We start from the raw sequence: 20,138 nt of genomic DNA, 5'->3' as shown, positions 1-20,138 counted from the left end.
TCGTTTTTTTAAATCAAAGATGAATAACGCTGGGGTTACAAGATAATGACAAAAAAACAGCCGCCATTAGCGGCGCTGCCAATATCTGTTGAGCAATTAGCACGTTTACAGACGGCCGTTGATGATTTTTCATCCCATCAACTCGCATGGCTTTCTGGTTATTTGTGGGGAGTGGTAAATCAAAATACGCAAGTTGATGCATCTGTCAGTGCGCCTGTGGTTACCCAAGATACGGTCACAATCATCTCTGCATCACAGACAGGAAATGCACGCCGCCTATCAGAGCAGCTTAGAGAGCGTTTAGTCGGTGAAAAAATTAGTGCGAACTTAGTGAATGCAGGGGATTATAAATTCAAACAAATCAACCAAGAGAAAGTGTTGGTTGTTGTAGCGTCAACCCAAGGTGAAGGGGAGCCAGCCGAAGAAGCGGTTGCATTGTACAAATACCTTCATTCTAAAAAAGCGCCTAATTTATCACAAACCAGCTATGCGGTTTTCGCGCTGGGAGATTCCTCTTACGAAAAATTTTGCCAAGCGGGTAAAGATTTTGATTCTCAGCTTGCATCATTAGGGGCGATATCATTAACGGAACGAATTGATGCAGATGTTGAATACCAAGCGGTTGCAGATGAATGGGTTGAAAACCTCACACAGATTTTAAAAGCTCGCGTTCCTGCTCAAAGTGATAGCCAATTATTGGCGACTCAAACAGGAAGTGTGAATGAAATTCATTCATCACCTTATAGTAAAACCGCACCATTAACTGCGTCGCTACTGAGTAATCAAAAGATCACCAGTCGCGACTCGCAAAAAGATGTTCGCCATATTGAAATTGACCTCGGTGACTCTGGTTTACGTTATCAACCGGGTGATGCGCTAGGAGTTTGGTTCGATAATGACCCTGCTTTAGTTGATGAGTTGGTGGCTTTATTGTGGCTACAAGGTGATGAAGAGGTCTTTATTGGCTCACAGCGGCATTCATTACGTGATGCGCTGATTTATCAATTAGAACTGACACAAAATACCCCAGTAATTGTCGAAAAATACGCTCAGCTATCAAAAGATGATGCACTATTGTCATTAATTAGTGATAAGCAAGCTATTTTGCACTACGCGCAAAATACGCCAATTGTCGATATGGTACGCCAAGCAGCATCTCAGCCTACTGCCCAAGAATTTGTTGAACTACTGCGCCCGTTAACCCCTCGTTTGTACTCGATTTCTTCTTCACAATCAGAGGTGGAAAATGAAGTTCACGCAACGGTTGGCGTTGTCCGCTATGAGATTGATGGTAAGGCTCGCACTGGCGGTGCTTCAGGTTTCTTAGCGGATCGCTTAAATGAGGATGATGAACTCCGCATATTCATTGAGCACAATGATAACTTCCGTCTGCCACAAGACCCAAATACGCCAGTGATCATGATTGGCCCAGGAACAGGGATAGCGCCATTTCGTGCTTTCTTACAGCAGCGTGACAATGACGGTGCGACAGGGAAAAACTGGTTATTTTTTGGTAATCCACACTTTGTTGATGACTTTCTCTACCAAGTGGAATGGCAGCGTTATGTCAAAGACGGTTTACTAACCCATATTTCATTAGCGTGGTCTCGCGACCAACAAGAAAAAATCTATGTACAAGATAAACTTCGCGAACAAGGCGAGGAAGTATGGCAATGGTTACAAGAAGGTGCGCACATCTATGTGTGTGGTGATGCAAACCGCATGGCCAAAGATGTCGAACAGGTATTATTAGATATCGTCAGTCAATACGGGAACATGGACAGTGAAGAAGCTGATGAATTTTTAAGTGAGCTGCGCGTAATGCGCCGTTATCAGAGGGATGTTTATTAATGAGCAATGAACAACAACAAAAGCCCTTAATTGTCGAAGGTAAACTCGCAGACAGTGAACGCATGAAGCAAGACAGCGATTACTTGCGTGGAACCATTAAGGACGACTTAAAAAATGGGTTAACGGGCGGTTTTGAAGGGGATAATTTCCTGTTGATACGCTTTCACGGCATGTATCAACAAGATGACCGTGATATTCGTTCTGAGCGTGCGGAACAAAAACTCGAGCCTCGCCATGCAATGATGCTGCGCTGTCGTTTACCGGGCGGCATTATCACCCCCAAGCAATGGCTTGATATTGATAAGTTTGCCACAGAGCACACGCTGTATGGCAGCGTGCGCATTACGAATCGTCAAACATTTCAGTTCCATGGCATCTTAAAAGGGGATGTAAAGCCTGCCCATCAGATGCTAAGTCACGTTGGTTTAGATGCCCTTGCAACGGCGAATGACGTTAACCGTAACGTGTTATGTACCTCTAACCCAGTGCAGTCTGAATTGCACCAACAAGCTTATGAATGGGCAAAGAAAATATCTGAACACTTACTACCACGCACTAGTGCTTACGCGGAAATTTGGTTAGATAAAGAAAAGATAGTGACAACGGATGAAGAGCCTATTTTAGGGCAAACTTATCTGCCAAGAAAGTTTAAAACCACTGTTGTGATCCCACCATTAAATGATGTGGATTTGCATGCAAATGATATGAACTTTGTCGCGATTGCCCAAAATGGGGAATTGATCGGTTTTAACGTGCTGGTGGGTGGCGGCCTTGCAATGACACATGGTGATACAGCGACGTTTCCTCGCTTAGCCAGTGAGTTTGGTTTTATTCCATTAGACAAAACATTAGCCATTGCAGAAGCGATAGTGACTACCCAACGGGATTGGGGAAATCGTACTGAACGTAAAAATGCGAAAACCAAATATACTCTTGAGCGTGTGGGTATCGACACCTTCAAAGCTGAAGTCGAAAGGCGCTCAGGCGTAGTTTTCGAACCTATTCGTCCATATGAATTTACTGAACGCGGTGACAAGATTGGTTGGCTTAAAGGAATTGACAATCGCTGGCACCTAACATTGTTTATTGAAAATGGTCGATTAATTGATTTAGAAAATAAGCCATTAAAAACGGGTGTGGCTGAAATTGCGCGTATTCATCAAGGTGATTTTCGTTTAACCGCAAACCAAAATTTAATTGTTGCGGGTGTACCCGAAAGTGAAAAAGCGGCGATTGAAGCGATTGCCAGAGCTCATGGGTTAATGAGTGATGAAATTACAGCGCAACGTGAAAATTCCATGGCTTGTGTCTCATTTCCAACTTGCCCACTTGCGATGGCAGAAGCGGAACGTTTTTTACCTGAATTTGTTAGTCAGGTAGAAAATATTATGGCCGCTCATCAAGTCGCCAATGAACATATCGTTCTACGGATAACGGGTTGCCCTAATGGCTGTGGACGAGCGATGCTGGCGGAAGTAGGGCTGGTCGGTAAAGCGATTGATAGATATAACTTACATTTAGGTGGAAATCGCATTGGCACCCGTATTCCACGCATGTACCGTGAAAACATCACTAGTACAGAGATTTTAGCTATTTTGGATGAGTTAATCGGTGATTGGGCAAAAAAACGTCTACCTAATGAAGGATTTGGCGATTTTGTTATTCGCACCAATGTTGTGAAGCCCGTATTAAATTCTGCTGTTGATTTTTATGAGGTTAAGGAGGCAGTATGAGCCGACTTGAACTAGCAACGCTTATCGAACTCGATAAGCCTCAACAAATCGCTTATCTCGCTGAGTTTAATTCCCAGTTAGAAGCGATGAATGCATTACAGCGGGTTGAGTGGGCGGTTGAATACTTACCAGCAGAGTTTGTGGTGTCTTCCAGCTTTGGTATCCAAGCGGCACTAACGCTGCATATGGTGACGCAGGTTATGCCTAATATCCCAGTTATTTTAACGGATACTGGTTATTTGTTCCCAGAGACCTATCAATTTATTGAGGCGTTAACAGATAAATTGAATTTAAATTTACAGGTGTATCGCGCAAAGCAGTCACCTGCTTGGCAAGAAGCACTGTATGGCCAACTTTGGACACAAGGGCTTGATGGTATTGAGCGTTATAACCAATTGAATAAAGTTGAACCGATGGCGCGTGCGTTACATGAATTACAGGCACAAACTTGGTTTTCAGGTTTACGGCGAGAGCAATCAGCAAGCCGCGCAAATTTGTCTGTGCTAGGTATCGGAAAAGGCATTTTTAAAGTTTTACCAGTGATTGATTGGAATAATAAGCAAGTTTATGAATATCTAACAAAATATGATTTACCCTATCATCCTCTGTGGGAGCAAGGGTATTTATCGGTTGGTGATACCCATACAACTCGCAAATGGGAAGAGGGAATGAATGAAGAAGATACGCGTTTTTTTGGATTAAAGAGGGAGTGTGGGCTGCATGAAAACTAAATACTCGTCATAATTCAATCCGCAGCGTTGTTGGCTACGCGCATTCGCACTAGTCACATACTAGTGTATGCTCCTAGCGACTCATTTACTTGCCGCCTAGCTGCAACTTGAATTATTTAGAGTATTAATTAGCCATGTTTCATATTATGACTTGAGTTTAAAATATAAATAATTACGAATTTAATAAAATATTTGTTTAATTACAAAGGAATGCCCTTTGTTAAAAATAAGTATTTCTTATTTTTATATTATTTTTTGTTTTTCTCATAATTATTAGAAGTTTGCGTTAAGTCTTGTATTTTTATTCGGTATTGGCTGGTTTTTAGTGTTTTTGTGCAAGAGCTCAGGCTTATGCTTTTAAGTTACAAGAAAGAGCTTTTTGTCATTTCAAACCTGTTGATTGAAGCCATATAGTCAATTGTCTATTTCTTATAATAAGTTTATATAACGATGGGTGAGCAAGATGGATTATTTACCATTATTTGTCGATGTCCGCACGCGCAAGGTCGTGTTAATTGGCGGCGGTGTGGTCGCAGCACGAAAAACAGAGTTGCTAATAAAAGCACAAGCGAATTTAGTGGTCATCTCACCGACGTTATGTACTCAGTTACAAACTGAATATCAACAAAATAAATTTATTTGGTTAGCAGAAGATTATCAATCCATTCATTTAGATGATGCATTTCTGGTTATTGCTGCAACGGATGATGCATTACTGAATGAAACGGTTTTCTACGATGCTAATGAACGAAAAATATTCGTTAACGTAGTCGATGACCAGCCATTATGTTCATTTATTGTTCCTTCCATTATTGACCGCTCCCCGGTGATTGTGGCGATCTCTTCAGGGGGAACCGCACCCGTATTAGCACGTTTACTCAGAGAAAAATTGGAAACGATGCTGCCAACCTCTTTGGGGAAAATGGCGGATATAGCTGGTCGCTGGCGTCATAAAGTTAAAGAAACGCTAACTAATATGCGTGAAAGAAAACGTTTCTGGGAAAAAAGTTTTAGTGGTCGTTTTGCCTCTTTAGTTGAAAAAGGGCAATTCAGCGAAGCTGAACAACAGCTGGAGCGACAGCTGTATGAGCCAGATAACCACGGTGAATTAACCCTAGTTGGTGCTGGGCCGGGGGATGCGGGGCTGCTTACATTAAAAGGACTGCGCGTTTTACAAAGTGCAGAAGTGGTTTTATATGACCATCTGGTGAGTGAGGAAATTCTCGAGTTAGTTCGCCGTGATGCAGACAAGATTTGTGTAGGTAAACGCGCAGGGGCCCACAGTGTTTCCCAAGAAGAAACCAATGCGCTGATCGTGAAATTTGCTCAACAAGGTAAAAAAGTCGTGCGCCTTAAAGGGGGGGATCCTTTCATTTTTGGGCGAGGGGGAGAAGAGCTACAAGTTGCAGCGCAAGCGGGGATCCCATTTCAAGTGGTTCCGGGTGTGACCGCGGCAATTGGTGCAGCCGCTTACGCGGGGGTTCCGCTGACTCACCGTGAACACTCACAAAGCATTACCTTTATTACGGGCCATTGCCGTGAAAATGGAACGGATCTCGATTGGCAGGCGCTTTCCCGAGGAAATCAAACCTTAGCTATCTATATGGGCACAGTGAAGGCCGCAAAAATCAGCGAGCAATTAATCCAATTCGGCCGAGCGAAAAATACCCCGGTAGCGGTTATCGGCTGTGGTACAAGGCGTGAACAAAAAGTAGTAACCGGAAAACTCGATGAGCTTGAAGTATTAGCACAGCAGGCACCCGCGCCTGCTTTGATAGTGGTTGGTGAAGTAGCTGCATTGCACCAACAACTCGCGTGGTTTGGTTCTCAAACTGAAGACATAAGATGGCGCAGTGCCGTATTGGAACTGGCTTAAGTAAGGGGCTATCGTGAACGACAAAAAATTGACTCATTTACAGCAGTTAGAGGCAGAAAGTATTCATATCATTCGTGAAGTTGCCGCCGAATTTGCTAACCCAGTGATGCTGTATTCTATTGGTAAAGATTCTTCTGTGATGCTGCATTTAGCACGCAAGGCATTTTATCCAGGAAAGCTCCCATTTCCTCTCTTACATGTTGATACAGGATGGAAATTTCGTGAAATGTACGAGTTTCGCGATGCAACTGCAGAAAAATACGGTTTTGAGCTCCTTGTTCATCGTAACCCTGAAGGGGAAAAATTAGGGATCAACCCGTTTGTGCATGGCAGTGCTAAGCACACGGATATTATGAAAACGGAAGGCTTAAAGCAGGCTTTGGATAAGTACGGTTTTGATGCCGCATTTGGTGGCGCTCGTCGTGATGAAGAAAAATCACGTGCAAAAGAGCGGATCTACTCTTTTCGTGACCGATCTCATCGTTGGGATCCTAAAAACCAACGGCCTGAGCTATGGCATAACTACAATGGGCAGGTCAATAAAGGGGAAAGTATTCGTGTTTTCCCGCTATCAAATTGGACTGAACTTGATATCTGGCAATATATCTATTTGGAAAATATCGACATTGTTCCCCTGTATTTTGCAAAAGAACGACCAGTTATTCAGCGGGATGGGACTTTACTAATGGTGGATGATAACCGTATTGACCTACAACCTGGAGAAGTGGTTAGCCAGCAAAAAGTGCGTTTTAGAACATTAGGTTGTTGGCCATTGACGGGAGCTGTGCCATCTGAATCACAAACACTGCCTGAGATCATAGAAGAAATGTTGATTTCTACGACGAGTGAACGGCAGGGGAGGCTGATTGATAGCGACCAATCCGCTTCGATGGAGTTGAAAAAGCGCCAAGGTTATTTTTAGTGGGCAAGGTTAATACGCAAAGTCAGGAGAAAAATCATGGCACAAGCCGTTTATAATGAATCAATCGCTCATCAAATTGAACAGCAAGGTGGTGTAGAGCCTTATTTATTGGCGCAGCAACAAAAAGGATTATTGCGTTTTTTAACCTGTGGCAATGTGGATGATGGTAAAAGTACCTTAATCGGCCGTTTACTGCATGATACTCGCCAAATATACCAAGATCAGCTGTCAACCTTGCAAAGTGACAGTAAGCGGATAGGGACTCAAGGGGAAAAACTTGACCTTGCTTTATTGGTAGATGGCCTTGCTGCTGAACGTGAGCAGGGGATCACAATCGATGTGGCTTATCGTTATTTTTCAACAGAGAAACGCAAATTTATTATTGCGGACACCCCCGGCCATGAGCAATATACGCGCAATATGGCGACAGGGGCATCAACTTGCTCACTTTCTATTTTGTTGATCGATGCTCGAAAAGGAGTACAGGAACAAACACGTCGGCATAGTTTTATTAGTACATTACTTGGGATCCGCCATCTTATTGTTGCCGTCAATAAAATGGATCTAGTGGATTACAGTGAAGCCATTTTTGAAAAAATAAAGCAGGATTACCAAAAGTTTGCGATGGAATTGCCGGTTGATTTAAAGGTATGGTTTGTACCTATCTCAGCCCTTGATGGCGATAACATTGTGAATGCTAGCGATAATTTTAAGTGGTATCAAGGTGATACGCTATTATCGATATTGGAAAATGTTCAAGTGGAACAAAAAGCCTCGGAGCAAGCTTTGCGTTTCCCTGTGCAATATGTGAACCGCCCAAATTTAGACTTTCGTGGATACAGCGGAACATTATCATCAGGGATTGTCGAAGTGGGGCAAAAGGTCAAAGTATTACCCTCTGGTGCGACCTCAGCAATCAAAGAAATTGTGACATTTTCAGGGTTACAAGATTTTGCAGTCCCGGGGGAAGCGATTACATTAGTGCTTGAAGATGAAATTGATATCAGTCGTGGCGACTTGATTGTTGCACAAGATGAAACCTTACAAAGCACACAGCATGCATCTGTCGATGTGGTATGGATGTCTGAACAGCCGTTAGTTCAAGGGCAACAACTTGATATTAAAATTGCGGGAAAACGCAGCCGGGCAAAAGTAGAAAATATTCAATATCAAGTAGATATCAATAATTTAACACAGAAAGTGGCTACGGAACTACCGTTGAATGGCATTGGTTTAGTGGAATTTTCCTTTGATGAACCATTGTTACTGGAAAACTATCAACGCAATGCAGACACAGGCGGAATGATTTTTATTGATAGGCTCACAAATGTGACTGTCGGGGCGGGTTTAGTCCGCGAAACACAAGCCCCTGTCTTTGAAAAAAACAGTGATTTTAGTGAATTTGAAATTGAGCTAAATAAATTAGTTCGCCGCCATTTCCCTCATTGGGGTGCACGCGATGTATTGGGTGGGAAATAATACGGATGACAAAAGAAAACCATATTGTTTGGCACCAACACGCGGTAACTCGCCAGCTACGTGAGAGTAATAATGGCCACAAAGGTGCTGTGTTGTGGTTCACCGGGTTATCAGGTTCAGGAAAATCAACATTAGCGGGAGCAATAGAGCACCAACTTACGTCAATGGGAATGAAAACCTATTTGTTGGATGGCGATAATATCCGCCATGGTTTATGCCGTGATTTAGGATTTAATGAGGCTGATAGACAAGAAAATATCCGTCGAGTGGGTGAGGTGGCGAAGTTAATGGTCGATGCAGGGCTGATTGTTGCGACCGCCTTTATTTCACCTTTTCAAGCGGATAGGCAGAAAGTCCGTGACTTGTTTGAACCCGATCAATTTTTTGAGTTGTACGTGGATACACCCGTAAGTATTTGTGAACAGCGAGACCCTAAAGGGTTATATCAACAAGCGCGGGAAGGGAAAATTAAGCAATTCACAGGAATTGACTCCCCTTATGAAGAACCGCAACACCCAGAGCTACATCTGGATGGGCAACAACTGATTTCTGATTCCCTTTCCCAAATTATTGCGCTTTTATTGCGCAATCATGTCATTCAGCTAGATTATTAATACAGCTCAAATACCCCCTTTATTTTATCCGATGGTAAAATAAGGTGGTATTTTGCGGATTCAAACCCGACTTAATCTGACTTTTTATCACAATTTCAGTATCACAGTAGCGTCAATCGTTGAGTTATGGGATGATTAGCAAATCATTTCAGGGGGCAAAATGGGTAAATTAACGCTACTATTAATTGCGATATTAGCTTGGTTACAGTATTCCTTATGGTTAGGCAAAAATGGCATACATGACTACGTACAAGTCAAAGATGATGTCGCTGCTCAGGAAATTGTAAATTCGCGCTTAAAAATGCGTAATGAACAGCTATTCGCTGAAATCAATGACTTAAATGATGGCCAAGATGCGATTGAAGAACGAGCTCGAACGGAGCTTGGGATGATCAAACCTGGAGAGTCATTTTATCGAATGGTTAAAGAAAGTAATAACCAGAAATAGACACAATAAAATGATATCAAAATAGTGTACCCATTAGCCTGATAATTTCTGATGTAAGAATTCAACAATGACAAATCCAAACCATGCCCTACAAAGCAATCTCCCGCAAATTGTTGCACTGATCCCTGCAGCTGGGATAGGTAGCCGTATGAATGCAGAGTGCCCAAAACAATACTTGCAGGTTGCAGGTAAAACGATCATTGAGCACACCATAAACGCATTGCTTGAAAATGATAAAGTGCAAGAGATTGTGGTTGCTTTGAGTGCGGAAGACGATTATTTTCAGCAGCTTGCAATTGCTAATGACCCTCGAGTGACGACGGTTATTGGTGGCAAAGAGCGTGCCGATTCAGTATTAGCAGGTCTGGATTTTTTAATCACTAACCCCAACTTTTCAGATTGCTGGGTATTAGTGCATGATGCGGCACGTCCTTGCCTCCATCAATCAGATTTAAATGAAATTATTCAATTAGCAGCGGAACAAAATTGTTGTGGTGGGATCCTCGCTGCCCCCGTACGCGATACCATGAAACGCAGCTCAACAGCGAGTCAATTAATTGACCACACGGTTGAACGTGAAGCGTTATGGCATGCGCTCACACCACAATTTTTTCCGTTAGCATTATTACGGGATTGTCTAAGTAAAGCCTTGAAAGAAAATGCGGTGATCACTGATGAAGCTTCTGCGCTAGAGTATTGCGGCCACCAACCGGTGTTAGTGGCTGGCCGCGCTGATAATTTAAAAGTGACGCGCCCAGAAGACCTCACTTTAGCGGAATTTTATCTTTCAAGAATGAATAACTAAGGAAAAAAAATGAGAATCGGACACGGTTTTGACGTACATAAATTTGGTGGTGAAGGCCCTATCATCATTGGTGGCGTGCGTATCCCTTATGAACAAGGTTTACTCGCGCACTCTGACGGTGATGTGGTATTGCATGCGTTAACTGATGCAATTCTTGGTGCTGCAGCATTAGGGGATATTGGTAAATTATTCCCCGATACTGATCCTGCCTATAAAGGGGCAGATAGCCGAGTCTTATTGAGAGATGCGTTTTGCCATGTACGTGCCAAAGGGTATCGCATTGGTAATATTGATATCACCATCATGGCTCAGGCACCAAAAATGTTACCACACATCGCTCAAATGCGTGTGAATATCGCCGAAGACCTTGAGTGCCATATGGATGATGTCAATGCGAAAGCGACCACGACAGAACAATTAGGTTTTGTGGGGCGTAAAGAAGGCATTGCCTGTGCTGCGGTTGTTCTTTTAATAAAAGATAATAGTAATGAAAGTAATGAATGTTCAGTACCTGCATGGTAAGCCATTGTCTTCTGGCACATTAAAAAGTGTTCCAGAAGATTTTATCGTCAAAGAAGATTTAGGTTTTGAGCTAGATGGTGAAGGCGAACATGTTATGGTTCGCGTGGAAAAAACAGGCTGCAATACGGTATTTGTTGCCGAACAACTCGCCAAATTTGCTAAAATTTCAGCCAGAGCAGTCAGTTACGCAGGTTTAAAAGATAGACACGCAGTGACGGAGCAATGGTTCTGTCTGCAAATGCCAGGTAAAGAAACGCCTGTTTTTTCAACTTGGCAGCTAGAAGGCTGCCGAATACTGGCAGTCACCAGGCAAAAACGTAAATTACGTATTGGTTCCTTGAAAGGAAACCAGTTTGAAATAACCTTGCGTGATATTTCGGATGCGAAAGACGTTGAACAACGTTTACACAAAGTCGCATTATCAGGTGTGCCTAATTACTTCGGTGAACAACGTTTTGGACGCGATGGCCAAAATTTATCGCAAGCGTTGCGTTGGGCAAACCAAGAAATCAACGTGCGTGAACGCAACAAGCGTAGTTTTTATCTTTCTGCTGCTCGTAGTGCAATGTTTAACCATGTAGCAAGCGAACGAATTGCAAATAATACCGCCCAACACGTGATGTTAGGTGATGCATTGCAATTAACGGGCAGAGGGAGTTGGTTTGTCGCGACACAAGATGAATTTGCTACATTACAACCTCGCTTGGAGTCCAATGAATTAAGTATTACTGCGCCATTACCCGGTGATGGGGAGCTGGGAACTCAGGATGAAGCACTGGCATTTGAAACTCAGTGTTTAGCGGATTACCAGCCCTTTATCTCTTTAATGCAGCGTGAACGAGTTTCTTCAGCTAGAAGGGCTATCGTTGTTAAACCCCAAAACTTACAGTGGGAATGGCTGGACGACTCGACGGTAAAACTGAATTTTTTCTTAAACTCAGGTTGTTTTGCAACCAGTGTTGTGAGAGAAATTATTAATCAAAATGGGCAGGATAATGTCGATGCTAAAGATTTTATTGAGTAATGACGACGGGGTAAATGCGCCGGGAATTCAAACCCTTGCAGCTGCGCTACGCCAATATTATCATGTTCAGGTGATTGCGCCTGATCGCAATCGTAGTGGGGCTTCGAACGCATTAACATTAGATAAACCACTTAAAATTCAAGCACTAAGTAATGGTGACCTTGCTGTACAGGAAGGCACACCAACAGATTGCGTCTATATTGGGGTGAATAAAGTGGTGCGCCCACGTCCTGATATTGTTGTATCTGGTATCAACTGTGGCCCTAATTTAGGGGATGATGTTATTTACTCAGGCACGGTTGCAGCGGCAACAGAAGGCCGCCATTTAGGTTTACCTTCAATTGCGGTATCGTTAGATGGGGAAACGCATTATGAAAGTGCCGCTAAAGTGACATGCGAGATCCTTGCACTCTTACAGAAAAACCCATTGCGAGCTGGGAACATTTTAAATATAAATGTACCTGATATCCCGTACGAAGAAATTAAAGGTATCAAAGTCACCCGCTGTGGTAGCCGCCATGCCGCTTCTGAGGTATATAGCTTAGAGGACCCGAAAGGGAATACATTGTATTGGTTAGGTCCCGTTGGGGAAATTCGTGATGCCAGTCCTGGAACGGATTTTGAAGCAGTGCAAAATGGGTATGTTTCAATCACCCCATTACAAGTTGACCTAACCGCTTATAAAGCACACTCATTAGTGGAAGAGTGGCTAGAAAAATCAGGAGTGTCAGTAAAATGAATACAGGGCTCATGAAAGAACTTTTGGCTCAATTACGCCAACAGGGAATTCACGATGAGCGCCTATTAGATGCCATTTCACTCGTTCCTCGGGAACGGTTTGTGGATGAAGCGCTCTCCCATAAAGCCTATGACAATATCCCATTACCTATTGGTCATGGGCAAACTATTTCTCAGCCGTATATTGTAGCTAAAATGACGGCGCTATTGGCTTTAGCACCGGATGATCACGTTCTCGAGATAGGGACAGGCTCAGGGTATCAAACAGCAGTATTGGCACACTTGGTTAAGCATGTTTTTTCTGTTGAGCGGGTGAAAAGTTTGCAATGGGCTGCAAAGCGGCGCTTGAAACAGCTTGATTTACATAATGTTTCAACTCGTCATGGAGACGGCTGGGAAGGTTGGCAGTCAAAAGGACCTTTTGATGCCATTATCGTTACTGCGGCGCCAACAGAAATACCGGCTTTACTATTAGGGCAATTAAAAGATGGTGGTCGAATGGTTTTACCTGTCGGTGATAAAGAACAAGCTCTGAAGCTAATTACTCGACGTGGTAATGATTACCATACTAATGTTATTGAAAAAGTCCGTTTTGTTCCATTGATTGCCGGCGACCTCCTTTAACCTATTTGCAATGGTATTTAATCAAAGTCTGGTTATTTTTATAATCGATTTAAATAAAATATCATTGCAAAGGTTCTATTAACTCAAATAGCAGTAAAACTATTCCAAATATGATACTTTACCCAGCTGAATTTGAGGGAATAGCTTAAACTGTTAGTCATTTTCTCAAATTGTTATATTTTTAATATATTTAACTTGTTCACTATTTTGTATTTCTGCTTTAATAAGTGAAATATTTTATGATAACTCTATTGCTGACATTATTTTGAATTGTCACGTCAGATTTTTCTTCACGGGAGAAGAAGCATGAAAATTGTTAGCCCTATAAGCAGAATTCGATGGGCCGTCATCTTTTCATTTAGCGGAGCGCTATTGGCAGGTTGTTCAACACCGTATCATACAGCGGCACCTATTTCGAGTGTGAATGATAGCCAGTCTAGCCAGCAAACGGTGCAAAGGACGACACCGGCCTCGTCACCAAATACGGGTATGAGCACGGCAATGCCATCGTCTCGTCCTAATTTATCAAGTAATACAAATACTCAGCCTGTAAGTCGTAGCTCAGGGCCTGTAACAACTAATGGTGAAGGGCGCATTGTATACAACCGTGATTATGGCAGTATTCCAAAAGGCAGCTATAACGGTAATAGCTATACGGTTCAGCGTGGTGACACGTTATTCTATATCGCATACTTAACAGGTAATGATTTCCGTGAGTTAGCATCGCGAAACAATATTCCAGAGCCCTACAGTCTCAATGTCGGGCAGGTTATTAATATTGGTAACACAAATGTGAACTCGAACACTCAATTAGCGGCAAATTCATCAAATAGTCATCAGCAAGCGGTTGATCTTCGAACAACTAATGAGTATCCTGCAAACAGTGGTGGTCAAAATTCAGGTAAGATGTTGCCTAATAATAAGAAACCTGCAACGCAGGCTTCAACGACGACAACAGCCTCGACAACAACCGCTTCTACCGCAGTCAGTAGTACGAATAATTCGTCAATAAAATGGCGTTGGCCAGCCGAAGGGAAAATGATTGAAGGTTTCTCTGATGCTCAAGGTGGGAACAAAGGGGTAGATATCGCCGGTTCTCGAGGCCAAGCTGTGCTTGCTGCTGCGCCAGGAAAAGTCGTTTACGCGGGTAATGCCTTGCGTGGATATGGAAATCTAATAATTATAAAACATAACGATGACTATCTAAGTGCTTATGCTCACAACGATACATTGCTTGTGCGTGATCAGCAGGACGTCACTGCGGGTCAAAAAATAGCCACTATGGGTAGTACTGGAACTAGTTCGGTTAGACTACACTTTGAAATTCGTTACAAGGGAAAATCAGTAAACCCGTTGCGTTATTTACCGCAACGATAAACTGGGCAGAGTGCTTTGACATTCTGTCCGCATTATCTAGGGTAGGAGTCACTGATGAGCCAAAGTTCGCTGAAAGTTAACGAGTTATATAATGACCTCGACGAAAGTAATTTAAATGACACTTTTGACGAGAGTCAGTTTAAAGAAGAGGATCTGGTTACTGAGCTAGATGACGAAATGGATTTACTCCAGAACACAAATCAACGTGTTCTGGATGCCACTCAAATTTATCTTAGTGAGATTGGGTTCTCACCACTCCTTACAGCAGAAGAAGAAGTTTTCTATGCAAGACGTGCATTGCGGGGTGATATCGCATCACGGCAGCGCATGATAGAAAGCAACCTTCGTCTCGTTGTAAAAATATCACGTCGTTATAATAATCGAGGTCTCGCATTACTCGATTTGATAGAAGAAGGAAATCTTGGGTTGATTCGTGCTGTTGAAAAGTTTGATCCTGAAAAAGGATTCCGCTTCTCGACGTATGCAACGTGGTGGATCCGTCAAACGATCGAACGCGCGATCATGAACCAAACTCGAACTATTCGCCTTCCTATTCATATCGTTAAAGAACTCAATATTTACCTTCGTACTGCACGTGAATTAGCCCAGAAGTTGGACCATGAGCCAAGCCCTGAAGAGATCGCTGAGCAGCTAGATAAACCTGTCGAAGATGTCAGTAGGATGTTACGTTTAAATGAACGTATCACATCTGTTGATACGCCAATTGCAGGGGACTCAGAGAAATCTTTGCTTGAGGTATTGTCTGATGATAATGATTCAGGTCCAGAAAATACAATTCAAGATAATGACTTAAAAGATAATATTGTTAAGTGGTTATATGAATTGAACCCAAAACAAAGGGAGGTTTTAGCACGACGTTTTGGGCTTTTAGGCTATGAAGCTGAAACTCTGGAAGAAGTTGGCCGTGAAATTGGGTTAACAAGAGAACGTGTTCGTCAGATCCAAGTAGAAGGTTTAAAGCGATTAAAAGATATTTTACATGGCGAAGAGTTGACTCTGGAGTCGCTATTTAATATGTAGGGTGTTGATTCGGTAGTTAAAGCCCCTATAAGCTAAGGTTTATAGGGGCTTTTTATATGTAAATAATAGAGAACAAGCTTAGTTAATGGGGACACCACTATGAAATTTAAAATCATCGTCAGGTGTCGAAATTAATTCAGCTTCAATAATACCAAAATAATTAACTCGCTCAGTAATATCTTGTTTACTAATTAATTGTGCTAAGTGCAAATAATCTTGATAGTGGCGAGCTTCTGAGCGTAATAATGAAATATAAAAATTTGCTAGCTGCTCATCAAGAAATGGGGCGAGTTTAGCAAAGCGTTCACAAGAACGCGCTTCGATATAAGCTCCAATTATTAGCTTATCAACTAAGGTTTTTGGATCGTGCGGGTCGATATGGTTCAACAACCCTTTGGCGTAACGGCTTGCAGTGACGCCATCATAGGGGATGTTACGTTCATGCATGATCTCTAGAACTTGGTAAAAATGATGAAGTTCTTCTTTGATAAGCAAGACCATTTTATCAATTAAGTCTTGGCTATAAGGTGATTGTTTTTTTGCCAATATCTGCTTAGAAACCTGATTTTTGTTTCTTAATGTATGGATGTCACCAACCCTATCATAAGCAAATGATTCATAAGGTTTAAACCATTCGAGTAGGACTGCCGCACTTTCTTTATCAACGGCATATTTGCGAATTAAAAACATCGCACTTTGCGCGGCTTTTAATTCACATAACAAATGGTCCTTTAAGATAATGGGCAAGTTTTCAGGCAAACTCGCTTTTTTTACCCACGCATCAGGCGTTTCACATTGCAGAAACTGCCTGATTGGTGTGAGTAATTGCGCATACTCATCCATGTTAGTTATCCATATCCTTTAACCGATAAATCCAATCTAGGGCTTGGCGCGGAGTGAGTTTATCAGGATCAATTTCAGCGAGAGCAGTTAATACTGGTGATGGCTCGACATCTTCTGTGGTTAAAAAGCTAAGCTGGGCGCTATCCACATGGCTCGCATTGGCATTGTTTGAGATAACTTCGAGTTCTTTAAGTTTTTGTTTTGCCCGTTTAATCACTTCCTTTGGTACACCGGCAAGAGAAGCGACAGCAAGGCCATAGCTTTTGCTGGCGGCACCGTCTTGAACGTTATGCATAAAAGCAATGGTATCACCGTGTTCAATAGCATCGAGATGGATATTGACCGCGCCTTCGAGTTTCTCAGGCAGTGTTGTTAATTCAAAATAATGCGTTGCAAATAATGTCATTGCCTTGATTTTATTTACTAAATTCTCAGCACAAGCCCAAGCAAGAGAAAGACCGTCATAGGTTGAAGTCCCGCGACCAATTTCATCCATCAGTACTAAGCTATGCTCTGTCGCATTATGAAGAATATTAGCGGTTTCTGTCATTTCGACCATGAATGTTGAACGGCCAGATGCAAGGTCATCCGAGGCACCGACACGGGTGAAAATGCGATCGACTGGGCCTATCACCGCTTTGCTGGCAGGGACGAAACTACCGATATATGCTAACAGGGTAATCAATGCTGTTTGGCGCATATAGGTACTTTTACCGCCCATGTTTGGACCAGTAATAATTAATAAACGACGTTGCGGTGACAGTGATAACGGGTTGGAAATAAACGGCTCGCTAAGCACTTGTTCTACAACAGGGTGGCGACCCTCAGTAATTTGAATACCCGGTTTTTCAGTTAGTTGTGGGCAAGCGTAGCCTAGAGTTTGAGCCCTCTCCGCAAGGTTGGCTAGGACATCTAACTCAGCAAGTGCTTCAGCACTGGTTTGCAGCGCAGAAAGATGAGGCAATAGCATATCAAACAGCTCATCATACAGCGCTTTTTCAATAGCGAGTGCTTTTCCTTTTGATGTCAATACCTTATCTTCATACTCTTTGAGTTCAGGAATAATATAGCGTTCCGCATTTTTTAACGTTTGGCGACGGACGTAATGGATAGGCGTTAAATGGCTTTGACCGCGACTAACTTGAATATAGTAGCCATGAACCGCGTTATAACCGACTTTTAGGGTATCGATCCCCAGTTTTTCCCTTTCACGAATTTCGAGCCTATCGAGGTAGTCGGTTGCCCCATCAGCAAGGGCGCGCCATTCATCGAGTTCACTGTTATAACCCGGGGCGATAACTCCGCCATCACGTACCAATACAGGTGGCGCATCAATGATAGCTTTTTCAAGTAAGTCTTGTAACTCATCAAATTGACCAATACGATTTTGAAGGGCCTGTAAATACGAACAACTTGATTGGCTTAGTATTTGATGAATATCTTGGTATTGTTGGAATGCGTAACGCATACGGGTTAAGTCGCGTGGGCGTGCAGAACGTAGGGCTAGACGTGCTAATACGCGTTCTAAATCCCCTATTTGGCGCAAAAATGGTTGCAATTCAAAGCCGCATTCTTGCAATGCACTAATAGCTTGTTGGCGGTTATTTAATACTTGAATATTACGCAATGGGGTATGTAGCCAACGTTTTAGCATACGGCTGCCCATTGGGGTCACACACATATCTAAAATGGCGGCAAGTGTGTTTTCTGTACCACCTGCAAGGTTTTGGGTGATCTCTAAATTGCGACGAGTCGCTGCATCCAAAATGACATTATCATTTTGTTTTTCCATCACAATACTGCGAATATGGGGCAGTGAAGTACGCTGCGTGTCTTTTACATATTGCAATAGGCAGCCTGCGGCTCTGAGCGCTTTGTGTGCTTCTTCAACTCCAAAACCGATTAAATCTTTTGTGCCAAACTGTAAACCGAGTTGTTGTTTTGCTGTATCGAGTTCATATTCCCACAGTGGGCGACGACGTAGGCCTTTATTATGTTCAATTAATGCCATACTGGCGAAATCTTCGGGGTATAGAAGTTCAGCAGGGCGAGTGCGTTGCAGTTCGGCTTGTAATGCTTCTTCGTCGGCAATTTCACTTATAATAAAGCGGCCTGAGGTAATATCTAATGTTGCGAAACCAAAACCTTGTTGGTCTTGCCATACCGCGGCTAAAAGGTTGTCTTGCCTTTCATTTAATAGGGCTTCATCGGTAATGGTGCCTGGTGTCACAATGCGTACTACTTGGCGCTCAACTGGCCCTTTACTGGTCGCTGGGTCGCCAATTTGCTCACAAATGGCGACGGATTCACCCATTTGTACTAATTTAGCTAAGTAACCCTCTGCAGCATGGTGAGGGACACCTGCCATAGGGATCGGCTGCCCTGCGGATTGACCTCGCTTGGTGAGGGAAATATCTAACAGTTGAGACGCTTTTTTAGCATCATCAAAAAACAATTCGTAGAAGTCACCCATGCGATAAAACAGCAGTATGTCTGAATGTTGTGCTTTTAGTTTTAGATACTGCTGCATCATTGGTGTGTGGGATTCGAAACTTTGCTTATCAGTCATAATGTTGTCTGTTCTAACGTATTGAGTTAACTAAATTCTGTGAGGTGTTCAGAGACTAAAATACCACAGATCGTATCAAATGAGAGTAGGCAAACGTGTTAGCCATGGATTTCTTTATGGTATTACGTTGAGGTTATCGGGAGCAACGTGCATTTGGTGATAAAGTGTCTGAAATATGTATTAGTGATACAAAGGTAAAATTGATGACTAAAAATGAAATTTATGTAGGCATGTTGTTCTGGATTTTGCCTCATATTAGGAATATGCAAATTCAAGATAAAAATCTAGACTGTAGGATAAGTTTTATTACTATGAGTAAATACTAAGAATAGTCCATAAAGTTAGTGTGTTATATCGATTTTTTTATTCGTATAAGTTAAAAAGGCACTTCATATACAAATTGAGAGGTTTTTATGAAGTTAAGTACATCAAAAGCATTATTTATCGCTGCAGCAATGACTATGCCTGTGATGGTTTATGCTAGTAATGTCCCAGTACCTGGGTTAGCAACGGATCCTCTCAACGAATGCTATGAGCAGATTGCAGATGCTCCACGGACAGCAGTTCAAGCATGTTTACAAAGTAAGCTAGATAGAGCAGATGAGGTGATGAGTAAATCACTTGCAGATGATGAAACTGAACTGAAAAAAATTGACTCTTCTGCAACAGCACAAGCGATTGCTTCTCTAAAAAAATCACAGGATGCTTTTCTGGCGTTCAGAACCAGTGAGTGTCAACGTCAAGGTGATGCTTTACTTGGTGGAAGCGGAATAGGGGATGTGATGTTAGCGTGTAAGGTTAAACTGACTTATTTCAGAATTGAAGCGCTGAGTCTTTAATCGTATTTTTCATTATGTATTTTGGCGCCTTTATGTATGTCATGATGCGCTATTATCTAATATAGAAAAACGTCTTTTCCCCTTAATTAACTTCTTAATTTT

18 protein-coding genes are annotated in these 20,138 nt (G+C 42.4%); 16 read left to right on the top strand and 2 right to left on the bottom strand.

Annotated features, from left to right (window positions below; all coding sequences use genetic code 11):
* Window positions 1-45: 45 nt before the first annotated feature.
* The 15 genes from cysJ to rpoS all read left to right on the top strand — a co-directional run bounded on the left by cysJ (window position 46) and on the right by rpoS (window position 15,785).
* Window positions 46-1,851, top strand: coding sequence for an NADPH-dependent assimilatory sulfite reductase flavoprotein subunit (cysJ, locus tag G6Q48_RS08695; RefSeq protein WP_166265838.1), 1,806 nt, complete (start codon window positions 46-48; stop codon window positions 1,849-1,851).
* The gene (cysI, locus tag G6Q48_RS08690; protein WP_166265835.1) at window positions 1,851-3,584 is read left to right on the top strand and encodes an assimilatory sulfite reductase (NADPH) hemoprotein subunit; all 1,734 of its coding nucleotides are present in this window, start codon (window positions 1,851-1,853) and stop codon (window positions 3,582-3,584) included. The genes cysJ and cysI overlap by 1 nt, the downstream gene beginning before the upstream one ends.
* Complete coding sequence (gene cysH, locus G6Q48_RS08685) at window positions 3,581-4,315, top strand: phosphoadenosine phosphosulfate reductase (RefSeq protein ID WP_102140114.1); 735 nt, start codon at window positions 3,581-3,583, stop codon at window positions 4,313-4,315. The genes cysI and cysH overlap by 4 nt, the downstream gene beginning before the upstream one ends.
* Before the next feature lie 463 nt (window positions 4,316-4,778).
* Window positions 4,779-6,191 carry a siroheme synthase CysG gene (gene cysG, locus G6Q48_RS08680; protein WP_166265832.1) on the top strand — a complete coding sequence of 471 codons (1,413 nt, stop codon included), beginning with the start codon at window positions 4,779-4,781 and terminating at the stop codon, window positions 6,189-6,191.
* A gap of 13 nt (window positions 6,192-6,204) precedes the next feature.
* Complete coding sequence (gene cysD, locus G6Q48_RS08675; protein ID WP_102140112.1) at window positions 6,205-7,113, top strand: sulfate adenylyltransferase subunit CysD; 909 nt, start codon at window positions 6,205-6,207, stop codon at window positions 7,111-7,113.
* Between the two features lie 36 nt (window positions 7,114-7,149).
* A complete protein-coding gene (gene cysN / locus G6Q48_RS08670; RefSeq protein WP_102140111.1) occupies window positions 7,150-8,592 on the top strand; it encodes a sulfate adenylyltransferase subunit CysN in 1,443 nt (480 codons plus the stop codon).
* A 5-nt stretch (window positions 8,593-8,597) separates the two neighbouring features.
* Entirely contained in the window at window positions 8,598-9,206 is a 609-nt protein-coding gene (gene cysC / locus G6Q48_RS08665) for an adenylyl-sulfate kinase (RefSeq protein WP_166265829.1), read from the top strand.
* Between the two features lie 160 nt (window positions 9,207-9,366).
* Window positions 9,367-9,654 carry a cell division protein FtsB gene (ftsB, locus tag G6Q48_RS08660; RefSeq protein ID WP_004260736.1) on the top strand — a complete coding sequence of 96 codons (288 nt, stop codon included), beginning with the start codon at window positions 9,367-9,369 and terminating at the stop codon, window positions 9,652-9,654.
* A 67-nt stretch (window positions 9,655-9,721) separates the two neighbouring features.
* Entirely contained in the window at window positions 9,722-10,459 is a 738-nt protein-coding gene (gene ispD, locus G6Q48_RS08655) for a 2-C-methyl-D-erythritol 4-phosphate cytidylyltransferase (protein ID WP_102140109.1), read from the top strand.
* 9 nt (window positions 10,460-10,468) lie between these two features.
* Window positions 10,469-10,981, top strand: a complete 513-nt coding sequence (ispF, locus tag G6Q48_RS08650; RefSeq protein WP_004260732.1) for a 2-C-methyl-D-erythritol 2,4-cyclodiphosphate synthase — start codon at window positions 10,469-10,471, stop codon at window positions 10,979-10,981.
* Window positions 10,947-12,005: a tRNA pseudouridine(13) synthase TruD gene (gene truD, locus G6Q48_RS08645; RefSeq protein WP_166265826.1), complete on the top strand. Its 1,059-nt coding sequence runs from the start codon at window positions 10,947-10,949 to the stop codon at window positions 12,003-12,005. The genes ispF and truD overlap by 35 nt, the downstream gene beginning before the upstream one ends.
* Window positions 11,983-12,744 (top strand): 5'/3'-nucleotidase SurE, encoded by a 762-nt coding sequence (gene surE / locus G6Q48_RS08640; RefSeq protein ID WP_166265823.1) that lies wholly within the window; start codon window positions 11,983-11,985, stop codon window positions 12,742-12,744. Before truD ends, surE begins: the two co-directional genes overlap by 23 nt.
* Window positions 12,741-13,367 carry a protein-L-isoaspartate(D-aspartate) O-methyltransferase gene (locus G6Q48_RS08635; protein ID WP_102140106.1) on the top strand — a complete coding sequence of 209 codons (627 nt, stop codon included), beginning with the start codon at window positions 12,741-12,743 and terminating at the stop codon, window positions 13,365-13,367. Before surE ends, G6Q48_RS08635 begins: the two co-directional genes overlap by 4 nt.
* A 306-nt stretch (window positions 13,368-13,673) precedes the next feature.
* Window positions 13,674-14,744, top strand: a complete 1,071-nt coding sequence (gene nlpD / locus G6Q48_RS08630; protein ID WP_166265820.1) for a murein hydrolase activator NlpD — start codon at window positions 13,674-13,676, stop codon at window positions 14,742-14,744.
* Between the two features lie 54 nt (window positions 14,745-14,798).
* A complete protein-coding gene (gene rpoS / locus G6Q48_RS08625; RefSeq protein ID WP_102140104.1) occupies window positions 14,799-15,785 on the top strand; it encodes an RNA polymerase sigma factor RpoS in 987 nt (328 codons plus the stop codon).
* Between the two features lie 78 nt (window positions 15,786-15,863).
* On the opposite strand, the gene miaE is transcribed toward rpoS, so the two are convergent.
* Both miaE and mutS read right to left on the bottom strand, forming a co-directional pair.
* The gene (miaE, locus tag G6Q48_RS08620; RefSeq protein WP_166265817.1) at window positions 15,864-16,628 is read right to left on the bottom strand and encodes a tRNA isopentenyl-2-thiomethyl-A-37 hydroxylase MiaE; all 765 of its coding nucleotides are present in this window, start codon (window positions 16,626-16,628) and stop codon (window positions 15,864-15,866) included.
* A 1-nt stretch (window position 16,629) separates the two neighbouring features.
* Window positions 16,630-19,197 carry a DNA mismatch repair protein MutS gene (gene mutS / locus G6Q48_RS08615; RefSeq protein ID WP_166265814.1) on the bottom strand — a complete coding sequence of 856 codons (2,568 nt, stop codon included), beginning with the start codon at window positions 19,195-19,197 and terminating at the stop codon, window positions 16,630-16,632.
* A 413-nt stretch (window positions 19,198-19,610) separates the two neighbouring features.
* Here mutS and umoC point away from each other — a divergent pair, with 413 nt between their 5' ends.
* Window positions 19,611-20,036, top strand: a complete 426-nt coding sequence (gene umoC / locus G6Q48_RS08610; protein ID WP_166265811.1) for a lysozyme inhibitor LprI family protein — start codon at window positions 19,611-19,613, stop codon at window positions 20,034-20,036.
* Window positions 20,037-20,138: the final 102 nt, after the last annotated feature.

Origin of the sequence: Providencia sp. M-27 (genome assembly GCF_011077905.1) — a bacterium.
GTDB lineage: Bacteria > Pseudomonadota > Gammaproteobacteria > Enterobacterales > Enterobacteriaceae > Providencia > Providencia huaxiensis.
The sequence above is the reverse complement of the archived record's forward strand: the minus strand, read 5'-3'. Positions and strand labels throughout refer to the sequence as shown.